The sequence below is a fragment of the Croceibacterium soli genome, from assembly GCF_009828065.1.
GTDB lineage: Bacteria > Pseudomonadota > Alphaproteobacteria > Sphingomonadales > Sphingomonadaceae > Croceibacterium_B > Croceibacterium_B soli.
This window is the reverse complement of record NZ_WTYK01000003.1, coordinates 315242-336586: the sequence shown is the minus strand read 5'-3', so window position 1 is coordinate 336586 and position 21345 is coordinate 315242. Positions and strand designations below refer to the sequence as shown.

Here is a 21345-nt window from a genome sequence, read left to right as displayed (position 1 = left end):
GACTCAAGAGGAGGCTTCCGATGGAACTGAAATTCAGGGTCGCCGCGCGGATCGCCAAGCCGGTGCACGAGGTGTTCGAGGCGGTCGCCGATCCGGACCAGCTTTCGCGCTACTTCACCACCGGCGGCGCTCAGGGGCGCATCGAGGAAGGGGCGACAGTCACCTGGGATTTCCACGACTACCCTGGCGCCTTCCCGGTCCAGGTGACCGAAGTCGTGCCGGACGAGCGGATCGTCCTGGAATGGCAGGCGAGCGAAGGCGAAGCGCCGAACCTCGAGGGCGGCGAGCTAACGGATGCGGATTACCGCACCACGGTGACGATGACCTTCAAGGCGCTCGACGACGGCCGCACACTCGTCGAGATCGCCGAGGAAGGCTGGCGGGAGAACCAGGGCGCGCTGCAGGCAAGCTACGGCAACTGCCAGGGCTGGTCGCAGATGCTCTGCGCGCTCAAGGCCTGGCTCGAGCACGGCATCAACTTGCGCGACGGGATGTACAAGTAGGGATAAGCAAGAGATCGGATCGATTAGGCCCTGACCATGGTTGCCAATCACGACGCCTACATAGCCGAGGCTCCTGAAGGCCTCCGCCCCCTGCTGATGCGCTTGCGCGCCCAGCTCGCGGACGCACTGCCCGACGCCGAGGAGGTCATCGCCTACAAGATGCCCGGGTTCAGGATCGGACAATCTATCGCCGCAGGCTATGGCGCTTTTAGCAAGCAATGCGGCCTCTATCTGGCGCCTTCCGCGATCGAGTCGCATGCCGGTGAGATCGCCGCGGCGGGGCTCAAGGCCAGCAAGACCGGCGTCACCTTCTCGCCGAGCCGACCCATCCCCGACGAGCTCGTCAGGAAACTCGCCCTGGCATCGCGTCGGGATCAGAATCTCTAGAGATCCACCCACCGCCCATCACCGTCATGCTGAACTCGCTTCAGCATCCATGGTGCCTCCGGGCGCAGGTCGTGCAGGCGGAGAGATGGACCCTGAAACAAGTTCAGGGTGACGGTTTCGAACATGGGCGCAGTCCTCACTCGGACCGTGATCCGCTCAGCGTGGAGACGGAGAACTCCGCCGCCTGCGCAGCGCCAGGACGTAGATCACGAGCGCGGTGAGTGCGAAGAAGAACCACTGGCCGGCGTAGGCGAGGTGGTTGTTCGGCAGGTCGCTGGGATCGGGCGGAGCAAGCGGAGCGAGCCCCTCTACAGGCTGAGCGGCCTGGAGGACGCCGCCGGGCGCGATGATGCCGCGTACTTCCCCGCCCGGCCACTGCGGCGCCTGCGGCCCTTGCGACCAGCCCAGCGCGACCTCCGCCTCTCCCCCGCCGTCGACGGCGCAGCGGGCCACGTGCCGCCAGCCTTTCTCTCCGCGCGCACTCGTGCCGGCACCGGATCGCATTTCCAGCACCCGCTCGCAGGTGAAGCCGCTCCAGCGAAACAGGGACTGCTCCAGGTCGGTCTCGCTGCGAGGCCAGGGCACTTCGGAGGACATGGACTGCGCCTGGCCGTAGCGGGCGATCAGATCGGCTTTCCATTCCGCGCGGCCGAACTGCCAGATGCCGAGCGCGATCATCGTGGCGATGGCCGCGGCTACGACGATGGTGGCGAAGATGGGAACGCGGCGGGTCATATCTTGGCGCCGCACTCGGGACACAAACCGAAAAGGGCAGCCTCGCCGAAAGCGGGCTGCCCTTTGGAAGACGGATCGCCCGTCATGGGATCAGTGGACTTCGGCGCCCCAGCCGCCCCACACGTAGACGACCACGAACAGGAACAGCCACACCACGTCGACGAAGTGCCAGTACCATGCCGCCGCTTCGAAACCGAAGTGCTGGCGCGGAGTGAAGTGGCCCTTGTAGGTGCGCACCAGGCAGACGATCAGGAAGATCGTGCCGACCAGCACGTGGAAGCCGTGGAACCCGGTCGCCATGTAGAAAGCCGAGCCGTAGGTGTTCTGGCCGAACGGGAACGGCGCGTGGGCATACTCGTAAGCCTGGATGCAGCTGAACAGCACGCCCAGCAGGATCGTCAGCCACAGGCCCTTCTTCAGGCCGTCCCGGTCGCCGTGGATCAGCGAGTGGTGCGCCCAGGTGACGGTCGTGCCCGAACACAGCAGGATCAGCGTGTTGAGCAGCGGCAGGTCGAACGGGTCCATCACGGCTTCGATCGACGCCGGCGGGAACGTGCCGCCGATCGCCTCGCTCAGCGTCGAGGGGAACAGGGCGAAGTCGAACCACGACCAGAACCACCCAACGAAGAACATCACTTCCGAAGCGATGAACAGGATCATGCCGTAGCGCAGGTGAAGCTGCACCACCGGGGTGTGGTCGCCCGCCTGGGCTTCCTTCACGATGTTCGAGAACCAGCTGAAGAACGTCGCGATCAAGCCGGCGACGCCGAGGCCGAGCACGAGCCAGGCATTGGCCATCTCATGCATGTACAGCACCATGCCGGTGGTGAACGTAAGCGCCGAGATCGAGCCGGCCAGCGGCCAGATATCGGGCGGCAGGATGTGGTAATCGTGGTTCTTGGCACCGGCCATGACAGTCGCTTCCGTGTCCTTGTTTGCGCAGGCCCTTAATGGGCCGCGTCGCGCGGGTCCAGAGGGTAAGGGCCCAGATTCAGGAGCCCTGCTTCTCCAGCTTGTGGAATGTGTAGCTGAGCGTGATTTGCTCGACGTCGCGGGCGTTCTCGTCGTCGAGGATCTTGGGGTCGACGTAGTAGATCACCGGCATGCGAACTTCCTGCCCCGGCTGGAGCGTCTGCTCCGTAAAGCAGAAGCACTGGATCTTGTTGAAGTAGGCGCCGGTCTGCACGGGCGTGACGTTGAAGGTGGCGCTGCCGGTGACCGGCACGTCCGAGTTATTTTTCGCCACGAACACGGCCATGTCGCGCTCGCCGATGGCGACGGTGTCGGTCACCTGCAGCGGACGGAAGTCCCACGGCACGTCGCGCGTGGTGTTGGCGTCGAAGCGCACCGATATCGTCCGGGTGCCGGCGCTGCGGGCGATCTCGGCTGCGCTGGCCGCCTGGCCATCGGTCGCGCGCTGGGTCGTGCCGCCGAAGCCGGTCACCTGACAGAACAGGCGGTAGAGCGGGACCGCGGCATAGCCCATGCCGAGCATCGCCACGGCAGCCAGCAGCGCGATGATGCCGGTGCGGCGGTTGCGGCTGTCGAGCGGGCGGCTGGCCATGGTCAGCTCCCGCCGATCTTCGCGATCGTGATGGCGTAGAACAGCACCACGAACCCTACCAACACGAGCGCCAGGGCGATGTTGCGGCCGCGGCGGGCCCGTTTGTGAGCGTCTTGTTCTTCGGGAGTCATGACGAAAGCCCCTGCCCCAGGATCAGCCGATCCGCAACCAGCGCGGCGAACAGCGCGAAGAGATACAGCACCGAATAGCCGAACAGGCGCTTCTCCGGCTTCATCCGGTCATCCTCCCCGCTGCGGCGCACCCCCACGGGCAGGGACAGGACCACGAACAGGGCCGACAGAACCACCGCGGCAATGCCGTAGATCATGCCCGTGCCGCCGATCCACCAGGGGGCCAGGCTGACGAGGAACAGGACCAGCGAATAGGCGAGGATCTGCCGGCGAGTTGCCGCCTCCCCCTTCACCACCGGCAGCATCGGGATGCCGACTTTGGCATAATCGGTCTGCACGAACAGCGCGAGCGCCCAGAAGTGCGGCGGGGTCCACACGAAGATGATGGCGAACAGCAGCACCGGCATCAGCGTGATGTCGCCGGTCACCGCGACCCAGCCGATCAGCGGCGGAAAAGCGCCGGCACCCCCGCCAATGACGATATTCTGCGGCGTGCGCGGCTTGAGCCAGATGGTGTAGACGACCGCATAGTAGACGATTGAGAGCGCGAGGATCGCGGCGGAAAGCCAATTCACCGCCAGGCCCATGACCAGCACGGAGGAGACCGACAGCGCAATCCCGAAGTCGCGCGCGTTGGTCCGCTCCATCCGCCCGCCGGGCAGCGGGCGCTTGGCGGTACGCTTCATCCCGGCGTCGATGTCCGCTTCCCACCACTGGTTGAGCGCGCCCGCCCCACCCGCGCCAAGCGCGATGCACAGCACGGCGGTGAAGCCGAGCACCGGATGAATCGAGCCCGGCGCCGCGAGCAGCCCGCAAAGCCCGGTGAAGACCACCAGGCTCATGACCCGCGGCTTCGTCAACGCGAAGAAATCGCGCCATTCGGCCGGGACTGGGGTTGCGGCGCTGGTCATAGCGGGTTCGCGGTTTCCTCATGCGACAGGGGCGCACCGTCTCCGGCGCGCCCCCACCTGTAGCATGCCGCAGGCGAGGCCTGCAGCCGTGCTGTTTATGCCTTCGCCGGGCTGTCGGCGATGTGATCGTGATAGTCGTGATGCTCTTCGATCACCGGCAGCGTTTCGAACTGGTGGTACGGCGGCGGGCTGGTCAGCGACCATTCCAGCGTCGTGGCACCTTCGCCCCAGTAGTTCGGAGCAGCCTTCCGGCCCGCCACGAACGCGTAGATCAGGTTGGCGAAGAAGATCAGCATCGAACCGGCCATGATCCAGTAACCGACCGTCGCGATCTCGTTCCAGTAGGAGAACGCCGGGGTGTAGTCCGGATAGCGGCGCGGCATGCCGTTCATGCCCAGGAAGTGCATCGGGAAGAAGATGATGTTCACGCCGACGAAGAACACCCAGAAGTGCAGGTGCGCCAGGAACTCGGAGTGCATCTTCCCGCTCATCTTCGGGAACCAGTAGTAGAAGCCGGCGAACAGCGCGAACACCGCACCCATCGACAGCACGTAGTGGAAGTGCGCGACGACGTAGTAGGTGTCGTGCAGGTTGTCGTCGATGCCGCCGTTGGCCAGCACGACGCCGGTCACGCCGCCGACGGTGAACAGGAAGATGAAGCCCAGCGACCAGACCATCGGGCTCTTGAACTCCAGGCTGCCGCCCCACATCGTGGCGATCCAGCTGAAGATCTTGATGCCGGTCGGCACCGCGATGACCATCGTGGCGGCCGTGAAGTACATCTTCGTGTTCACGTTCATGCCCACGGTGTACATGTGGTGGGCCCAGACGACGAAGCCGACCACGCCGATCGCGACCATGGCGTAAGCCATGCCGAGGTAGCCGAACACCGGCTTGCGGCTGAAGGTCGCGACGATCTGGCTGACCATGCCGAAGCCCGGCAGGATCATGATGTACACTTCCGGGTGGCCGAAGAACCAGAACAGGTGCTGGTAGAGCACCGGATCGCCGCCGCCGGCCTGGTCGAAGAACGTCGTACCGAAGTTGCGGTCGGTCAGCAGCATGGTGATCGCCGCGGCGAGCACCGGCAGCGCCAGCAGCAGCAGGAACGCGGTGACCAGCACGGACCACACGAACAGCGGCATCTTGTGCAGGGTCATGCCCGGCGCGCGCATGTTGAAGATCGTGGTGATGAAGTTGATCGCGCCCATGATCGACGCGGCACCGGCGAGGTGCAGCGAGAAAATCGCGAAATCGACCGCCGGGCCCGGCGAACCGCTCGTCGAGAGCGGAGCATAGACCGTCCAGCCGGTGCCGGCGCCGAGGCCGGTGCCACCAGGAACGAAAGTCGAGGCCATCAGGCTGACGAAGCCGGCGGCGGTCAGCCAGAACGAGATGTTGTTCATGCGCGGGAACGCCATGTCCGGCGCGCCGATCATCAGCGGCACGAACCAGTTGCCGAAGCCGCCGATCATCGCCGGCATCACCATGAAGAACACCATGATCAGGCCGTGGGCCGTGATCAGCACGTTCCAGGTGTGCAGCGCCTGGTCCATGTCGACCGTGCCGCCGTTGAGCCACGCCGCAACGCTGCCCAGCACCTGGATGCCCGGCTGCGCCAGTTCCTGGCGCATGATGCCGGAGATCGCGCCGCCGATGATACCGGCCATGATCGCGAAGATCAGGTAGAGGGTGCCGATGTCCTTGTGGTTGGTGGACATGAACCAGCGGGCGAAGAAGCCCGGCTTATGGTCGGCATCGTGGTGGTGCTCTTCGTGGTGAGCCTGGAAGGTGTCGGCAGTGGTGGCCATGACGTGATAACCTTGGTTCTAAATTCGAGGCGCTCAGGCCGGGTTGCCGGCGGCGGGGGTGACTTCGGGCGTGCCCGCTTCCGGGGCCTCGCCGGCGCCCGGGGCGCCCTCGACAGCGGATTCGGGTTCCTGCGGCGCCAGTGCCGGTGCCGCCCCCTGCGGAGCGCCCTCACCCTTCGGCGTGCCGCCCTGCGAACGGAGCCACGCGTTGAAGCGGGCCATCGGCACTGCCTCGATCGCGATCGGCATGTAGGCGTGCCGCGCGCCGCAAAGCTCGGAACACTGGCCGTAGTAGATGCCGGGTTCGTTGATGGTCATGACCCGTTCGTTGATCCGGCCGGGCACCGAGTCGATCTTGAACCACAGGCTCGGCACGGCGAACGAGTGGATCACGTCCGCCCCGGTCGTCTGGATGCGGATCGGCACGCCGACAGGAACGACCATGCGGTTGTCCACCGCGAGCTGCGCGGGCTCGCCGCGGCTCAGCGCCGCTTCGTCGTCGAGCATGTTCGAGATCACCTCGAACCCGCCGTTGTCGGGGTAGCTGTAGCCCCAGTACCACTGGTAGCCGGTGACCTTCACCGTCAGCGCATCTTCCGGCGCGCTCTTGTACTGGCGCGACAGCAGCGTGATCGAAGGCACCGCGATGATCACCAGGATCAGCACCGGAACGACCGTCCAGATGATCTCGATAAGGGTGTTATGGCTGGTCTTCGAAGGAACCGGGTTCCTGCGGCGGTTGAAGCGCGCGATCACCCACAGCAGCAGCCCCAGCACGAGCAGGCTGGTGACCGTGATCATGGGGATCAGGATCGCGTCGTGCATCCACAGGGCGAACTGGCCGTCGTCCGAGTACTGCTCCTGGAACGAGATCGATGCGAGCATGTCCTCCGACGGAGCGGTCGGGCGACCCTTAATCCATTCCGGCCCGAGCGGCGTGTAAGCATCGGCACCGGGCGCGGCCTCGGTCACCGTCGGCTCCGCCGTCGCTGGCTCCGGAACGGCCGGGTCGGCCACGTTTTCCGCCTGCGCGTCGAGCTCTCCGGTCGCTTGCGCGAGCGCGCCCTGGGGGGCCGCGGAAAGGGCCAATGCGGCAAGAAGAATTCCAAGAAAACTCAACCGCTTGCGGGCGATATCGCCGAAGTTCATCTGTCTGACGCTTTCCGTATCCGTAAGCATGGGCGCGCGGATGCGCGTTCCGCCCGGGAGGGCAGGTTTCGCGGCGCCTATACGCGCGCTTGCCCCATGCCTCAAGCGCTTCTAGGGAGATTTTTCGACAGGCCCGTGCCATGCCGCAAACGCGCATCGAAAGAGGGGTTTACCACACCGCTATGACCGAAGACGAGGTCCTCGCAGAGTTCCGCGCCAGCCATGCCCTGCTGGAAGGCCACTTCCAGCTCTCATCCGGGCGGCACAGTGCCTATTACCTGCAGTGCGCGCGCGTGCTGATGAATGCGGAACGGGCTGCGACGCTCGCCCGTGCGCTCGTGCACAAGCTGCCGCGCGATATTCGCACGCAGATAGAGAAGGTCGTCTCCCCGGCGATGGGCGGCGTGATCATCGGCCATGAAGTGGGCCGCGCGCTGGAAGTGGATGCGGTGTTCGTCGAACGCCCGACCGGCACGTTCGAATTCCGCCGTGGCTTCGACATGAAGCCGGGAGAAAAGGTCCTGCTGGTGGAGGACGTGGTCACCACCGGGCTTTCCAGCCGCGAGGCGATCAAGGCGATCAACGCCGAAGGCGGCGAAGTGATTGCCGCCGCGGCGCTGGTCGACCGCTCGGCCGGAGAGGTCGATCTCGGCGTTCCACTGTTCACTCTGGTGGAGATCAACTTCCCCACATACGGGCCCGACGAAGTTCCGCCGGAGCTCGCCGCAAAGCCGATCGAGAAGCCGGGGAGCCGCAAGGCTTGAGCCTTCCGCAAGCCCAGGAGGGGACGCCGCGCCTCCGTCTCGGCGTCAACATCGATCACGTCGCCACGATCCGCAACGCCCGCGGCGGCGACCATCCCGATCCGGTGCGCGCGGCCGAGATCGTCGCCCGCTGCGGCGGCGACGGTATCACCGCGCACTTGCGGGAGGATCGGCGGCATATCCGCGACGACGATCTCAAGCGGATCCAGGACGCCACGGACCTGCCGCTGAACCTGGAGATGGCTGCGACCGAGGAGATGCTGGCCATCGCCCTGGCCCACAAGCCGCACGCTGCCTGCATCGTCCCGGAGAAGCGCGAGGAGCGCACCACCGAAGGCGGCCTGGACGCGGCCGGGCAGCACAACCACCTGGCGCCGATCGTTACCCGACTGGCCGACGCCGGCATCCGCGTGAGCCTGTTCATCGAAGCCAGCGAGCGCCAGCTCGAGGCCGCGCTGCGCCTCGGCGCGCCGGTGGTCGAATTCCACACCGGCGAATACGCCCACGCGACTGGCGACCAGGTGGCAGCCGAGCTGAAGCGAATCGCCGACATGGCCGCCCTCGCAGCCAAGAACGGGATCGAGCCGCACGCCGGCCACGGCCTGACGTACGAGAACGTCCAGCCGATCGCCGCCATTCCGCAGCTCGCCGAGCTCAACATCGGCCACTATCTCGTCGGCGAAGCGATCTTCGTCGGGCTGGAGCCTGCAGTCGTGCGCATGCGCGAGCTGATGGATCTGGCGCGGTGAGGTTCCAACGGTGAGCGGCAGGCACCCAATCCTCCCCGGGACGGGGAGGGGGACCATGCGCAGCATGGTGGAGGGGGCCCTCCGCCGGCGCCCCGCTTGTGCCCGGGCCCCCTCCACCACCCGCTGCGCGGGCGGTCCCTCTCCCCGTCCCGGGGAGGATTTCACGTGATCATCGGCATGGGTTCCGACCTGTGCAACATCGAGCGTATCCAGGCGGCGCTCGACCGTCACGGCGGCCGGTTCGAGCAGCGCTGCTTCACCGAGGTCGAGAGGGCCAAGGCGGCGCGGCGGCCCTATACCCGCGCGGGGACTTACGCGAAGCGCTTCGCCGCCAAGGAGGCGTTCTCCAAGGCTGTCGGCACCGGTTTCTACCGCGGCGTCTACATGAAGGACATCGGGGTGGTGAACGCACCGTCCGGCGCACCGACGCTGCAGCTCACGGGCGGCGCGGCCAAGCGCCTTGCGGAAATGGTGCCGGACGGCCATGAGGCCGTCATTCATCTCACCCTCACCGACGACCATCCATGGGCGCAGGCCTTCGTGATCATCGAGGCCCGCCCGCTATGAGTTCAGCGCCCGCCAGTCCGACCATGGAAGAGAAAACCGACAAGAAGGCCGACAAGGTCAACTGGCTGCAGGAACTGCGCGGGCTGGCGCTGATGCTGCTGGCGGTGCTGGCGTTCCACACTTTCATCGCCAAGCCGTTCTACATCCCTTCCGCCTCGATGCAGCCGAACCTGCTGGTCGGCGACCGGCTGGTGGTGAGCAAGTATCCTTATGGCTGGAGCTGGGTTTCGGCGAGCTTCCACATCCTGCCGCGCGGCGACTGGCGGATCGCACCTTCGACGCCCGAGTACGGCGACATCGTAATCGCCGTGCCGCCGGACAAGAACGAGGACTACATCAAGCGTGTCGTCGCCCTTCCCGGCGACCGGATCGCCGTGGTCGGCGGGCAGATCATCCTCAACGGCGAGGAGGTCCCGCAGGAATTCGAGCCGCCGGTGCGCATCGCTGAGGACGGCCAGATTTGCGACGGCCGCCCCTGCCTAGCCGAGTTCGATCGCTACCGCGCCGTCCTGCCGAGCGGCGAGGTCGTGTTCGAACCGCCGACCTACCGCGAAACCCTGCCCAACGGCGCGAGCTACCTGGTGATCGACCACATGAACCAGGCGCTCGACAACTACCGCGAGATCACCGTTCCCGAAGGGCACGTGTTCCTGATGGGCGACAACCGGGATCATTCGGCGGACAGCCGCGCCCCGGCCGGTTTCCTCGGCAACGGCCTCGGCGGCCCGGTGCCGATCGAGAACATCGGCGGACGGGCGGAGTTCATCACCTTCTCGCTCGACGGCACGACCTCCCTGAACCCGCTGAGCTGGTGGAACTCCTTGCGCGAAGGCCGCGCCTGGACCAGCTTGCGCCCCGAAATACGGGGAAAGGGCCAGCCGGATGAGTGAAGCCGCTGCGGACGAGGACGCCCACGAGCCGATCGGCAGCAGCCCGACTCACATTGCCAGCCCGCAACTTCGCTACGAAGCCAAGCGCGCCGCCATCTGGGTGGCGGTCGTCGGCCTGGCGCTGCTGTTCGTCTACGTTTCGCAATCGCTGCTGGTGATCTTCGGGGCGATGGTCTTCGCGGCGATGCTCGACGGCGGCGCAAGGCTCGTCGGCCGGGTCCTGCCGATCGCCCGCAGCCTGCGCTTGGTCGTGGTGCTGTTGCTGGTCGTCGCGTTCTTCGTCTGGCTGTCCTACTTCGCCGGCTCGCAGATTTCGCAGCAGGCGGCCCAGTTCCCGGCTCTGGTGAGCGAACAACTCGCCCGACTGTTCGCATGGCTTCAATCCCGGGGCTTCGCGGTCAGTCAGTCGGATATGAGCAGCTACGCCGGCAACCTGGTCAGCGGAGTCGGCACTGTGACCCGCGCCATCGGCGGCATCTTCGGCAGCCTGGCGACGGTGTTCCTGATCGTCATCATCGGCATCTACGTGGCTTTCGAGCCGCGGCTTTACGAGCGTGCCGTCGCCTGGCTCCTGCCGAGCGCCACCCGCGCGGACTTCTACGTCACCGCCAACCGCATGGGCGCGACGATGCGGCGGCTGATGGCTGGGCGCCTGGTCGGCATGTTCTTCGAAGGCGTGTTCACCTGGATCATGCTGTTCGCCTATGGCGTGCCGATGGCCGCCCTGCTCGGCATCCTGACGGGGCTGCTCGCGTTCATCCCCAACCTCGGAGCACTCATCGCGGGCATCCTGATGGTGCTGGTGGGCTTCTCCGGCGGCACCGAGATGGGGCTCTACACGATCTTCGTCTACTTCCTGGTGCAGACCTTCGACGGCTACGTGGTGATCCCGCTGATAGCCAAGAAGACGGTCGACCTGGCGCCAGCCATGGTGCTGGCATCGCAGCTCATCATGGGCATCCTGTTCGGCGTGCTCGGCCTGTTCCTGGCCGATCCGCTGATGGCGATGATCAAGGTCTGGCTCGAGCGCCGGGCAGAAATGAACGACCGGGAGAACCCGCAGGCAAAGGCGGCGCATGGCGCGTAAGTTCCTCTATTTCATTGCCGTCTGCATCGTCCTGGCCATCGCCGGGCTGATCGCCCTGCGCCTGTGGTCGGACAAGCTGACCCGCATCGCCTTCGTGCCCGACAGTTCGTTCGTCGAGCAGCAGCCGCTCGAGGCGAATGCCTATCACGACCCGGCGATGTGGTTCTCGCGCCCCGGTCTCGGGGTGACGAACGACCCTGCGCGCTGGCAGCCGGAGTTCGCCGAAGCTTCGGGGCAGGCCGCCGAGCCGCAAGAGGCGGAGGAGGCGCCGCGGTTCGCTGTGTTCTTCGTCCACCCGACCAGCTTCCTCGACCGCAGCAACTGGAACGCCCCGCTGGACGATGCCGACTCCCAGGCGCGCGCGCGGCTGTTCCTGCGGGGACTCGCCAGCCCGTTCAACCAAGCGAGCGAGATCTGGGCCCCGCGCTACCGCCAGGCCACTTTCGGTGCCTACCTGACGGACTCGCCCGCGGCGCTCCTGGCGATCGACGCCGCCTATCGGGACGTAAGCCAGGCATTCGACTTCTTCGTCGAGACCGTCGGCCCGGATATGCCGATCGTGCTCGCCGGGCACAGCCAGGGCGCATCGCACATCGTCCGCCTGCTGAAGGATCGCATCGCCGGGACTCCGCTGCAGGACCGGGTGGCGATGGCCTATCCGGTCGGCTGGCCGATCTCGGTCGAGCACGACCTTCCGGCGCTGGGCCTGCCGGCTTGCGCCACGGCGGACCAGGCCGGGTGCATCGTGTCCTGGTCCAGCTTCGCCGAGCCAGCCGATCCGGGCATGCTGCTGGAGCACTACCGCGGATCGCCGGGCTACGACGGGAAGCCGCGCGGCGAAAGCGGCGTGCTGTGCGTCAATCCGCTGACCGGCAGCATCAACGGCGCCGCCCCGGCGGAGCGCAACCTCGGCACCCTGGTTCCGAACGGCGACCTTTCGTCCGGCGAACTCGTCGTCGGCGCCGTTTCCGCGCGCTGCGACGAGCGCGGGCTGCTGCTGATCGGCGACCCGCCGGACCTTGGCGCCTATGTGCTGCCGGGCAACAACTATCACGTCTACGACATCCCGCTGTTCTGGCGGAACCTGCAACTGGACGTTGCGCGGCGGGTACGGGCATGGACGACGCAGCCCCGCTGATCACCACCAGCGCCATCGACTTCCGCGAAGCGCTGCCAAACGGAGGCGTGCTGCTCGGACTCGACCTCGGCACAAAGACCATCGGCACGGCCCTGAGCGACGCCGGCTGGCGCTTCGCCTCGCCCGGAAAGACCCTCCCGCGTGGCAAGTTCGCACGCGACCGAGCCTTGCTGGAAGCGCTCGCCAGGGAGCGCAGCGCCGCCGGGATCGTGCTCGGCCTCCCGCTCAACATGGACGGCAGCGAAGGGCCGCGGGTCCAATCGGCCCGCGCCTACGCCCGCAACCTCGCGCCGCTCGGCCTGCCGGTCCTGCTGTGGGACGAGCGCTGGTCCACCGCCAGCGCCGAGCGCGACCTGATCGCGCAGGACTTCAGCCGCGCCAAAAGAGCCGAACGGATCGACAGCCACGCCGCCGCGGTGATCCTGCAAGGCGCCCTCGATGCCCTCGTCGGGGGCAGGTTCTAGAGGCGCTACGCATCGCCGCGCGGTTGGCGGCGATCTCGAGCAAGCAGTGAGCGCCGTCCCGGGGCGGATTTCGTAAAGCTGACATCCGCGCGTCTTACAGTTAGATGACAGTCAGCTTCGCCCGAGCCGCGTCCATGATCACGCCGAGTGCAGACGACCTGAGCGACCTGGACCGCCGGCTGCGGCCGGCTCTGCTGTCGTTCTTCATGCGGCGCGTCGGCAATCGCGCCGAAGCCGAAGACCTGGTTCAGGAGGTCTTCGTGCGGATCGCGCGCAGCGCCTCGACGCGGATGAAATCGGCCGATGCCTACATCTTCCAGGTGGCCGCCAATCTCTTGCGGGACCGGGCGCGGCGGGAGAAGGTCAGGGCCGACTATCACGACGAGGTCCGCCTGGCGGGAGACGTCGACGTCGATCCGCTCGACCCGTACAGGATCACCGTGGCAAGGGAGGAGTTGACGGTCCTCATCTCCGGCATCGCCGACCTGCCCGAGAAGACCCGAAGGATATTCACGCTGTACAGGCTCGAGAACATCGACAAGCGCACGATCGCCGACTGCTTCTCGCTGTCCGTGAGATCCGTCGAGCTCCACATCCAGCGCGCGCTCGAGACGCTGGCCGAGCGCCTGGGACCGAAGCCATGAGCTCCCTGGCGCCCGACGAGACCGGCCGGCCGCGCAGCGAGGCGAGCGCCTGGTGCGTCCGCCTGGCCGGCGGGGAGCTGTCGCTGGAGGAACAGATCGCGTTCGAAGTGTGGCTCGCCGAGCCCGGCAACCGCGCCGCTTTCGACCGGGTCATGCTGGCCTGGCACGGCGCCCGCCAGGCTGCCGACGCGCCCGAGCTGATTGGCGTGCGCGCCGATGCGCTGGAGGCCATGCGCAGCGCCGGCGGCAGGCGGTGGGAACGGCGGTTCAGGAGCTGGCGCATACCGGCGGCGGCCGCCTGCCTCTTGCTGCTGCTGGCTTCCGCGCTGCTCCTGTATCACCAGCCCCTCGCGTATCAGACCGGCGTGGGCGAGCGCCGCGTGGTCCGGCTCGAAGACGGATCGCGCGTCTCGCTCGATGCGGCGACCGAGGTCGAGGTCGACTACGGGACCGAGCGGCGATCGCTGCATCTGCTGTCGGGCCGGGCCCGGTTCGACGTGGCCAAGGATGCGCGGCGGCCGTTCACGGTGCGCGCTGGCGGCAAGATGGTGGTCGCGACCGGCACCTCGTTCAGCGTCGAGATGCTGAACGACGAGATGCGGGTGATCCTCTACGAAGGACGCGTATCGGTGCTGGAGGACGGGCCGAGCGACGCCCCGCCGCGCCCCGTGCGGCTCGCCGCGAGGCCGATCGCGGCCGAACGCGCGCTCACTCCCGGCACCGAGCTCGTCGCCGCCGTGGGCGCGCCGACCGCGACGGTAGCTCGGGTCGACGCCCAGCGCTCGCTCACCTGGGAAGGCGGCCAACTCAGCTTCGCCGACGAGCCGCTGAAGCTGGCGGTCGAGCGGGTCAACCGGTACTCCGACCGGAAGATCGTGCTCGGTGACGCGGCGGCCGGGCGACTGCTGGTGAGCGGGGTGTTCAATGCCGGCGACACGGCGGGCTTCATCGATGCCGTGACGACGGTGTTTCCGCTTCGCGCGCGCGAGCAGGACGGCGCCGTCGCGCTGATCTCGGATTCCCCGGCCGGCTGATTTCGCGGCTCGGGGGCTTGTGCGTCTAACCCATGCCGCGACGATCGCGGCGATAGGGGGAACGACGAAATGACCATCAGGCCGCGCCGCCGCCGAAACCTGTTCCTGGGATCGGCCATCGCCTTTGCCGTTCTGGCTACGCCGCCGGCAGCCTACGCCCAGGCCCGCACGCACGATTTCGACGTGCCCGCGCAGGACCTCGGCGCCGCCTTGCGCGCCCTGGCCCGCCAATCCGGCGAGCAGGTCATCTTCGAAGGACGCGTCGTGCGCGGCAAGCGTAGCACGGCCGTAACCGGCGCCCATGCGACCGACGAGGCCGTGGCGCTGCTGCTGCGCGGCACCGGCCTGCAAGCGAGCCGCAGCCAGCGAGGAATCCTCGTCGTCACGGCGCCTGCTGCTCCGGGGGAAGACAGAGCCGGAGGCGCCGCGGCGGGTAGCGGGAGCGCCGGAGCGGGGGCGACGCCGGAGATCCTGGTGGTGGGGGCCAGGACCGGCAATGTCGATATTCGCCGTACGGAAGACGACACCCAGGCTTATGTCGTGTTCGGCCGATCCGAAATCGAGAACTCCCAAGCCAGCAGTATCAACGACTTCTTCCGCGCCCGCCTGCCGATGAACACGGTCCAGACAACGCCCGGCCAGGCCCGGCTGTCCCGGGCTGCTTCGTCCGTCGGCAGCGAAATCAATCTGCGAGGCCTGGGCACCAACCAGACGCTCGTCCTGGTCGACGGGCGCCGCATGCCCAGCGCGAACGGTCTCAATTTCGGCCTCACTCAGCCCGACATCAACGGCATTCCGCTCGCCACGGTGGAACGGATCGAGGTGCTGCCAGCGACTGCGGGCGGCATCTATGGCGGCAGCGCCACTGGCGGCGTCATCAACATCATCACCCGGCGCGACTATAGCGGCATCGATATCAGCGCGACCTACGGCAACACCTTCCGCGGCGACTTCGCAGAGTTTCGGCTGGACGGCTCCGCCGGCTTCAGCCTGGAGGGAGGCCGGACCCGGATCATGATCTCGGGCAGCTATTCTGGCGCCGGCGAGCTTCTCAACGGCGAGCGCGATTTCGTCGCACGTGCGCGCGCATTACAACAGACCAACAATCCGGCAGCATTCGCGACGCTTACCGCGCCGCCGTTCGGCTACACGACCAACATCTGCACCGCAGCCTCGGCGACCGCGACGACTTGCACCGATGCGCCCCTGGTGCTGCGTGCGACCGGCCAATCGCTCGGATCCAACCGGACGTTTGTGCCGGTCGGTTATGCCGGCCCGGGCAGCGACAATGGCGCCGCCCTGCTTGCCAACGCAGGCCAGTACAATCTCGTAGCTCCTGACGACACATCGAACGGCGCGCGAGGCGCCATCCTGGCCAGCCCGACCGTGGCCTCTGCAAGCTTCGATCTGCGCCGCGAGTTCAGCTCCATGCTCGAGGCCTATGCTAACATGTCCTGGCAGCGCAACGAGGGTAAGTTTCCCGGCATCGCCGTTGTGCTCAGCGGCGTGACCATAGCTGCCGACGCGCCCAACAACCCGTTCACTACCCCGATCCGGGTACGCTTTCCGACGCCCAACCTCGAAGACGAGTTCATGACGGTCGTCGACACACTGCGCGCCAATGGCGGCTTGCTCGTGCGGCTGCCGGGCAACTGGAGCGCGAGCTTTGACTACATCTGGGCGCGGTCGCGCTCGATCCAGACCTTCTCCAATGTCGGGGCTGGCGATCCCGACGGGGAAGGACCCGGCCTGCCCGTGACAACCCTTCTGAGCAACGGCACCCTCGATGTGTTGAGGGACGTCAACACCCACCCGATCGACTATGGACCCTACCTTCTGCCGTCGCCGACGAACCGTCTCGGACCCGCCGATACGATCCTCAACAATGGTGCGTTCCGCATCTCGGGGCCTCTGCTGCGGCTGCCGGGCGGCGATCTGACCCTCACCGGACTGCTTGAGTATCGCGACGAGGCCCAGCGGCCGTCCCTTCAACGCGCACTGGTCAACACGGTCTACATCCCGAGCCGTTCGCAGACCGCCCGGTCGGCCTATGCCGAAGCCCGGCTGCCGCTGATTTCACCTGCCAACAATTTCCCGATGGCTCACACCCTCGAATTGCAGGCTTCGATCCGCCATGACGCCTATCGCACAAGGCAGCCCTTCCCGGTCCAGGTGACTCTGCCGAGTCCGGATAGCCCGCTTCCAGAGTTCACACCGGATGTGAACAGAGTGAACGATACGCTTTTCACCTTCGGCCTGCGTTATCAGCCGATCGAAGACATCACCGTTCGCGCGAGTTACGGCACCGGTTTCCTGCCGCCCAGCGTCACACAGATTGCCGACGATGGCGGCCGCGATATCGGTGGCAACCTGATCGACCCGAAGCGAGGCGGTGTCCGGCAACCCGTCGCTCGATTCCAAATCGCCAGCGGCCATCCCGATCTCAAGCCGGAAAGCTCGACCAGCTGGTCGGCGGGGCTGGTGCTGACGCCGCGCTTCGTTCCGGGACTGCGGCTGTCGGCCGATTATGTGAATATCCGCAAGACCAATGAAATCCGCACCCCAACGCCGCAGCAACTGCTGGACCTAGAGGACTTCCTGCCCGAACGGATCATCCGCGATCCGCTTGAACCCGATGCACCCGCGGGCTTCACCGCCGGGCCAATCCGCATCATCGACGCGCGTCTTCTCAACGTCGCCCGCACGAATGTCGAGGCGGTCGACCTGCAGGCTGACTACGTGGTCGAAAGCCGGGGGCTGGGGACATTCCGCGCCTACGCCGTCGCGACGTGGCAGCCGACGTTACAGCGCAAGTTCCTGCCCGAGACGCCGTTCATAGACTCGGTCGGATTCTCCAGCACCGGCAGCGCCTTGGAATGGCGCGGCAATGCCGGGCTGGACTGGACGTGGGGAGCATGGTCGGCCAGCTGGAACGCGCAGTATTATGACTCGCACCTGGTGTACGCAGCAGCCGCCGAGCCGCTGACCCCGGCTCAGCAGGCGGCCCGTGAGCAGGCTATCCTGAACCAGGGGTCAACGCGGATCCGCGCGCAAACCTACCATGATCTTTATCTCCGCTACCGCTTCGGCAGCGGCCACTCGGAATTCCTTAACGGCACGGACATCGTGGCCGGCGTCCAGAACATCTTCGATTCAAGCCCGCCGATCATCGCCGACACGGGCTCAACAGACGGGTACAGCACATATGGCGACCCGCGGCTGCGCCGGTTTACCCTATCCCTTCGCAAGCACTTCTGAGGTGACCATGAAGCTCTGTGCTCGTCTGTCGGCCTCGCTGGCCTTGATCATCGGCGGCCTGGTCGCGCAGTCCGTCTACGCAGCCCCGCCGGCCGATCGGCCGGTAACGATCGAACAACTGCTCCAGCAGCCGCGCTACCGTGCCGTCGATTTCTCGCCCGACGGGGCTTGGTTGGCGGTTGAAAGCGGCTCGCGAACAAGGAGCAGAGAAATCCGCCTCGTCGACCAGGCCAGCGGGCGGACCATCCCGCTCGATCACGATGAGCGCGATGCGCGGATTGCCGGCTGGTCGCCGGACGGCCGTTATCTCGCTTACGCCGTCGATAGCGGAGAGCCGCTGATGGAGACGCTGTGGATATGGGATCGCCAGACAGGTCGGAGCCGCGCCATCGAGGGCGCGTTTATCCGTGGCTGGCGGGTTCGTTGGTTTTCGGACAGCCGGCGCCTGGTTGCGGTGGCCTGGCCCGAAGGTGAAAAGCCGATGGTCGCCTCCGATGGGGCGGCAACCGACGCTGCCGGTCCGCAGTTGCGCTCCAATGCCTTCCAGCCGCCATTTACGCGCTCTCCAACGACCGGCGCGTCTCTGCATGTGTTCCGTGCAAACCTGCCGGCGTCCGCTTCCGTACAGGGAAATCGCGCGGCGATGACACCGGGCGCGGTGCATCGCTGCAACGAAGGTCAAGTCGGTCGCTGCGACATAGCCGTTTTCCACGTCGAGGAAGGCAGGATCCAACGAATCGCTCGCAATGTCGCCGCCGGCTATTTCCACGCGCCGGCACCCGATGGCAGCGCGGTGGCTTATGCCGCTTTTGCCGGTCGCGATATCCGGGGCACCCAGGAAAACCTCTACGACCTGCACCTCGTCGACCTTGCGAGCCGCGAGGACCGGATCCTGGTGCCGGGCGCCGCAGTGTCTGGCAGCAGTACCTTCAGCTGGTCTCCGGACGGTCGCTTCATCGCCTTTCCGGCGGCACGCGCGAGCGAGGGCAATCGGGTGAAAGAGCCGCTCGCCAGTATCGCGATCGCGCCGGTCGCGGGGCCCGCGCCGGTGCTGCTCGAACTCCCCGATGGACAGGCGGTAACCGGAACCGAGTCCATCCTGTGGTCGGCCGACTCGTCTACGGTGTATGCGGTCGGAATCGACGGCGGCATCTGGGCGGCCCGGCGCGACGGACGCGGTGCGCGGCAAGTCGCCGCCGTGGATGGCGTCCGACTGCAGCATGTGGTGACGCCGAACGAACAGGATTTTGTCACGTCCGGGCAATTGTGGGTAACCGGTGGGGAGCCCGGTGCAGGCAGCGGCCTATTCGCGATCAACGCTGCAGGTTCGGCACGCGCGCTTATCGATCCTGCGCGCGGCCGCCTCGACACGCTCGACATCGATGCCCGGTATCGCCGCATCGTCTATGCCGCGGGCCAGGGCCAGACGCCGCAGCGCCTACATAGCTGGTCCGCCGGTCCGCCGGTCCGGCTTCCGCAGGACGAGCCGCTCGCCGAGGTCCGATTCGGACAAGCCCAAACGATCAACTGGCGCAATGCCGAAGGGCAGGAACTCGCGGGAGCGCTGCTGCTCCCCCCGACCTATCGCCCGGGTCAACGGTTGCCGCTCGTTGTGTGGGTCTATGGCGGGAAGATGGGATCGGAGGCCGTCGACCTGTTCGGGTTCGCCGGCAGCGGCGATCCGATGGCCAATATGCAACTGCTGGCGACACGGGGCTACGCCGTCCTCTTCCCGGATGCGCCGCAGCGGGTCGGGCAGCCTCTCGCGGACTTGGTGGCCAATGTCATACCCGGTGTCGATGCGCTGGTCGCGCAGGGTATCGCCGATCCCACGCGCGTCGCGGCGATGGGCCATAGCTACGGCGGCTATTCGGTGCTGGCGTTGCTTACTCACTCGGACCGGTTCCGCGCGGCCGTGATTACCAGTCCCGGCCATCCCGACCTGCTCGCCATGACGCTGCGACTTAACGACAATGGCAACTCCGGCGAGCGCTGGACAGAATCCGGACAGGGACTGATGGGCGTGCACTACTGGCAGGACCCGGACCTCTACCGGCGCAACTCACCGATCCACTTCTTCGACAGGATTCGGGCACCGCTGTTGATCGGCCAAGGAGCGCTCGACACGATCGGTCCCGATGGGGCCAACGCAACCTTCGTCGCGCTGCGCCGGCTCGGGCAGCCCGTTGAATACCGCGTCTATGAAGGCGAAGGGCACAGCCTCTACCGCCCCGCGAGCATCATAGATTTCTGGAACCGACGGCTCGAGTTCCTTGCCGAGCATCTCGATATCGCGCGAGACGAAATGGGCCGGGTCATCCTCGATCGGAGCAACGTCCGCTCGCTCCGCAGCGCAGGCCTTGGGCCGAGCGGAGAAGCAGGGAGGAGCGAATGATTGAGAAGCCTGAGGATCGGGGAATGGCGCAGCCGGCAAACACGCATAGCCTTGGCAATGCGTAGATCGCTTCGTCGTTTTGCCCGATCTCCGCTCGCACTGGCATTCGCCGCAGTGCTTGGGCTCGCGCATTACAGTGTTGCCGCCCAATCCGCGCCTGAGCTGCACTGGTACCGCGGCAACACGCACACGCACACCGTCAACTCCGACGGCGACACGGCGCCTGATGGCGTCGTCCGCTGGTACCGCGAGAACGGATACCAGTTCCTGTTCGTCACCGACCACGAGTTCGCCACCGATGTGGCACCGCTGAATGCGCTGTTCGGGGCCGAGGGGCGCTTTCTGGTGCTGCCGGGGCAGGAAATCACCCAGTGGGGGGAGGACCCGGCGCGCTCCGCCGCGCACGTGAACTCGCTGTTCACGACGCGCGTCATCTGGCCAGTGGGCGAGCGGCGCTGCACCGGCTCGGGCTGCGGGGCCCATGCGCCGGCGGCGATGCCGCTCGCCGAGACCTTTCGCGCCAACATCGCCGCGGTGCGCGCGCAGAACGGCATCGCCCAGGTCAACCATCCGAACTACCGCTGGTCCGTGCGGCCCGAGGACCTTGACGAGATCCCCGACGGCACCCTGCTCGAGATCTGGAACGGGCTCGGCAGCGTGAACGATCTCGGCGGCAGCGACGGCAATGGCGACGTGCGGCCCTCCGCCGAGGGATACTGGGACTATCTGCTCTCGCGCGGCAAGGTCGTATGGGGCGTCGGCTCCGACGACAGCCATAACGCGGAAGGCCGCGGCCATGCCTGGATCGTCGTCCGCGCGAGCGAGCTCACGCCGGCCGCCATCCGCGCCGGAATCGAGCGCGGTGACTTCTATGCCTCCACCGGCGTGACGCTCACCGATATCGCCGCGAGCGACGCCGAGTTCGCGGTGACCATCGAGCCGGCCCGCTCCGGCGCTCGTTACACGACCCGCTTCATCGGCCAGGACGGCAAAGTGCTGGCCGAAGCCGCCGGCACGAGCCCGCGCTACCGCTTCACCGGAAACGAAACCTACGTCCGCGCCGCGATCACCGATAGCAACGGCAAGCACGCCTGGACCCAGCCGGTGTTCCGCGATGGGCGGGGGCAGACTATGGCGCCGGGTGCGCCGGCGCCCCGATAGCGG

Annotated in this window: 21 protein-coding genes; 14 read left to right on the top strand and 7 right to left on the bottom strand. The window is 66.7% G+C overall.

The window, feature by feature from the left end:
• Window positions 1–20: 20 nt before the first annotated feature.
• Together GRI75_RS07400 and GRI75_RS07395 are read left to right on the top strand one after the other, a co-directional pair.
• Entirely contained in the window at window positions 21–503 is a 483-nt protein-coding gene (locus tag GRI75_RS07400; RefSeq protein WP_160746314.1) for an SRPBCC family protein, read from the top strand.
• A 36-nt stretch (window positions 504–539) separates the two neighbouring features.
• Window positions 540–890: an iron chaperone gene (locus GRI75_RS07395; RefSeq protein WP_202389637.1), complete on the top strand. Its 351-nt coding sequence runs from the start codon at window positions 540–542 to the stop codon at window positions 888–890.
• 156 nt (window positions 891–1046) lie between these two features.
• On the opposite strand, the gene GRI75_RS07390 is transcribed toward GRI75_RS07395, so the two are convergent.
• The 7 genes from GRI75_RS07390 to coxB all read right to left on the bottom strand — a co-directional run bounded on the left by GRI75_RS07390 (window position 1047) and on the right by coxB (window position 7221).
• Window positions 1047–1625 (bottom strand): SURF1 family cytochrome oxidase biogenesis protein, encoded by a 579-nt coding sequence (locus tag GRI75_RS07390; protein WP_160746313.1) that lies wholly within the window; start codon window positions 1623–1625, stop codon window positions 1047–1049.
• A 90-nt stretch (window positions 1626–1715) separates the two neighbouring features.
• Entirely contained in the window at window positions 1716–2537 is an 822-nt protein-coding gene (locus tag GRI75_RS07385) for a cytochrome c oxidase subunit 3 (RefSeq protein WP_160746312.1), read from the bottom strand.
• 79 nt (window positions 2538–2616) lie between these two features.
• A complete protein-coding gene (locus tag GRI75_RS07380; RefSeq protein WP_160746311.1) occupies window positions 2617–3189 on the bottom strand; it encodes a cytochrome c oxidase assembly protein in 573 nt (190 codons plus the stop codon).
• Between the two features lie 2 nt (window positions 3190–3191).
• Window positions 3192–3320 (bottom strand): hypothetical protein, encoded by a 129-nt coding sequence (locus GRI75_RS14690; RefSeq protein ID WP_268891501.1) that lies wholly within the window; start codon window positions 3318–3320, stop codon window positions 3192–3194.
• Entirely contained in the window at window positions 3317–4231 is a 915-nt protein-coding gene (locus GRI75_RS07375) for a heme o synthase (RefSeq protein WP_160746310.1), read from the bottom strand. Before GRI75_RS07375 ends, GRI75_RS14690 begins: the two co-directional genes overlap by 4 nt.
• A gap of 95 nt (window positions 4232–4326) precedes the next feature.
• The gene (gene ctaD / locus GRI75_RS07370; RefSeq protein WP_160746309.1) at window positions 4327–6042 is read right to left on the bottom strand and encodes a cytochrome c oxidase subunit I; all 1716 of its coding nucleotides are present in this window, start codon (window positions 6040–6042) and stop codon (window positions 4327–4329) included.
• A gap of 33 nt (window positions 6043–6075) precedes the next feature.
• The gene (gene coxB, locus GRI75_RS07365; protein ID WP_235911384.1) at window positions 6076–7221 is read right to left on the bottom strand and encodes a cytochrome c oxidase subunit II; all 1146 of its coding nucleotides are present in this window, start codon (window positions 7219–7221) and stop codon (window positions 6076–6078) included.
• Between the two features lie 152 nt (window positions 7222–7373).
• On the opposite strand from coxB, the gene pyrE reads away from it, so the two are divergent.
• The 12 genes from pyrE to GRI75_RS07305 all read left to right on the top strand — a co-directional run bounded on the left by pyrE (window position 7374) and on the right by GRI75_RS07305 (window position 21342).
• On the top strand, window positions 7374–7955 hold the full coding sequence (gene pyrE, locus GRI75_RS07360) for an orotate phosphoribosyltransferase (RefSeq protein ID WP_160746308.1): 582 nt from the start codon (window positions 7374–7376) through the stop codon (window positions 7953–7955).
• Window positions 7952–8704: a pyridoxine 5'-phosphate synthase gene (locus GRI75_RS07355; protein ID WP_160746307.1), complete on the top strand. Its 753-nt coding sequence runs from the start codon at window positions 7952–7954 to the stop codon at window positions 8702–8704. The genes pyrE and GRI75_RS07355 overlap by 4 nt, the downstream gene beginning before the upstream one ends.
• Window positions 8705–8869: 165 nt before the next feature.
• Window positions 8870–9271: a holo-ACP synthase gene (acpS, locus tag GRI75_RS07350; RefSeq protein WP_160746306.1), complete on the top strand. Its 402-nt coding sequence runs from the start codon at window positions 8870–8872 to the stop codon at window positions 9269–9271.
• On the top strand, window positions 9268–10161 hold the full coding sequence (gene lepB / locus GRI75_RS07345; protein ID WP_160746305.1) for a signal peptidase I: 894 nt from the start codon (window positions 9268–9270) through the stop codon (window positions 10159–10161). Before acpS ends, lepB begins: the two co-directional genes overlap by 4 nt.
• Window positions 10154–11248, top strand: a complete 1095-nt coding sequence (locus GRI75_RS07340) for an AI-2E family transporter (RefSeq protein WP_160746304.1) — start codon at window positions 10154–10156, stop codon at window positions 11246–11248. Before lepB ends, GRI75_RS07340 begins: the two co-directional genes overlap by 8 nt.
• Complete coding sequence (locus GRI75_RS07335) at window positions 11238–12386, top strand: DUF3089 domain-containing protein (protein ID WP_160746303.1); 1149 nt, start codon at window positions 11238–11240, stop codon at window positions 12384–12386. The genes GRI75_RS07340 and GRI75_RS07335 overlap by 11 nt, the downstream gene beginning before the upstream one ends.
• Window positions 12365–12850, top strand: coding sequence for a Holliday junction resolvase RuvX (gene ruvX / locus GRI75_RS07330; protein WP_160746302.1), 486 nt, complete (start codon window positions 12365–12367; stop codon window positions 12848–12850). Before GRI75_RS07335 ends, ruvX begins: the two co-directional genes overlap by 22 nt.
• A gap of 104 nt (window positions 12851–12954) precedes the next feature.
• Window positions 12955–13494, top strand: coding sequence for an RNA polymerase sigma factor (locus GRI75_RS07325; protein ID WP_235911383.1), 540 nt, complete (start codon window positions 12955–12957; stop codon window positions 13492–13494).
• The gene (locus GRI75_RS07320; protein ID WP_160746301.1) at window positions 13491–14528 is read left to right on the top strand and encodes a FecR family protein; all 1038 of its coding nucleotides are present in this window, start codon (window positions 13491–13493) and stop codon (window positions 14526–14528) included. Before GRI75_RS07325 ends, GRI75_RS07320 begins: the two co-directional genes overlap by 4 nt.
• A 69-nt stretch (window positions 14529–14597) precedes the next feature.
• On the top strand, window positions 14598–17786 hold the full coding sequence (locus GRI75_RS07315) for a TonB-dependent receptor (RefSeq protein WP_160746300.1): 3189 nt from the start codon (window positions 14598–14600) through the stop codon (window positions 17784–17786).
• A gap of 7 nt (window positions 17787–17793) precedes the next feature.
• A complete protein-coding gene (locus GRI75_RS07310; protein ID WP_235911405.1) occupies window positions 17794–20181 on the top strand; it encodes a S9 family peptidase in 2388 nt (795 codons plus the stop codon).
• 114 nt (window positions 20182–20295) lie between these two features.
• Window positions 20296–21342 carry a CehA/McbA family metallohydrolase gene (locus tag GRI75_RS07305; RefSeq protein ID WP_160746298.1) on the top strand — a complete coding sequence of 349 codons (1047 nt, stop codon included), beginning with the start codon at window positions 20296–20298 and terminating at the stop codon, window positions 21340–21342.
• Window positions 21343–21345 lie beyond the last annotated feature (3 nt).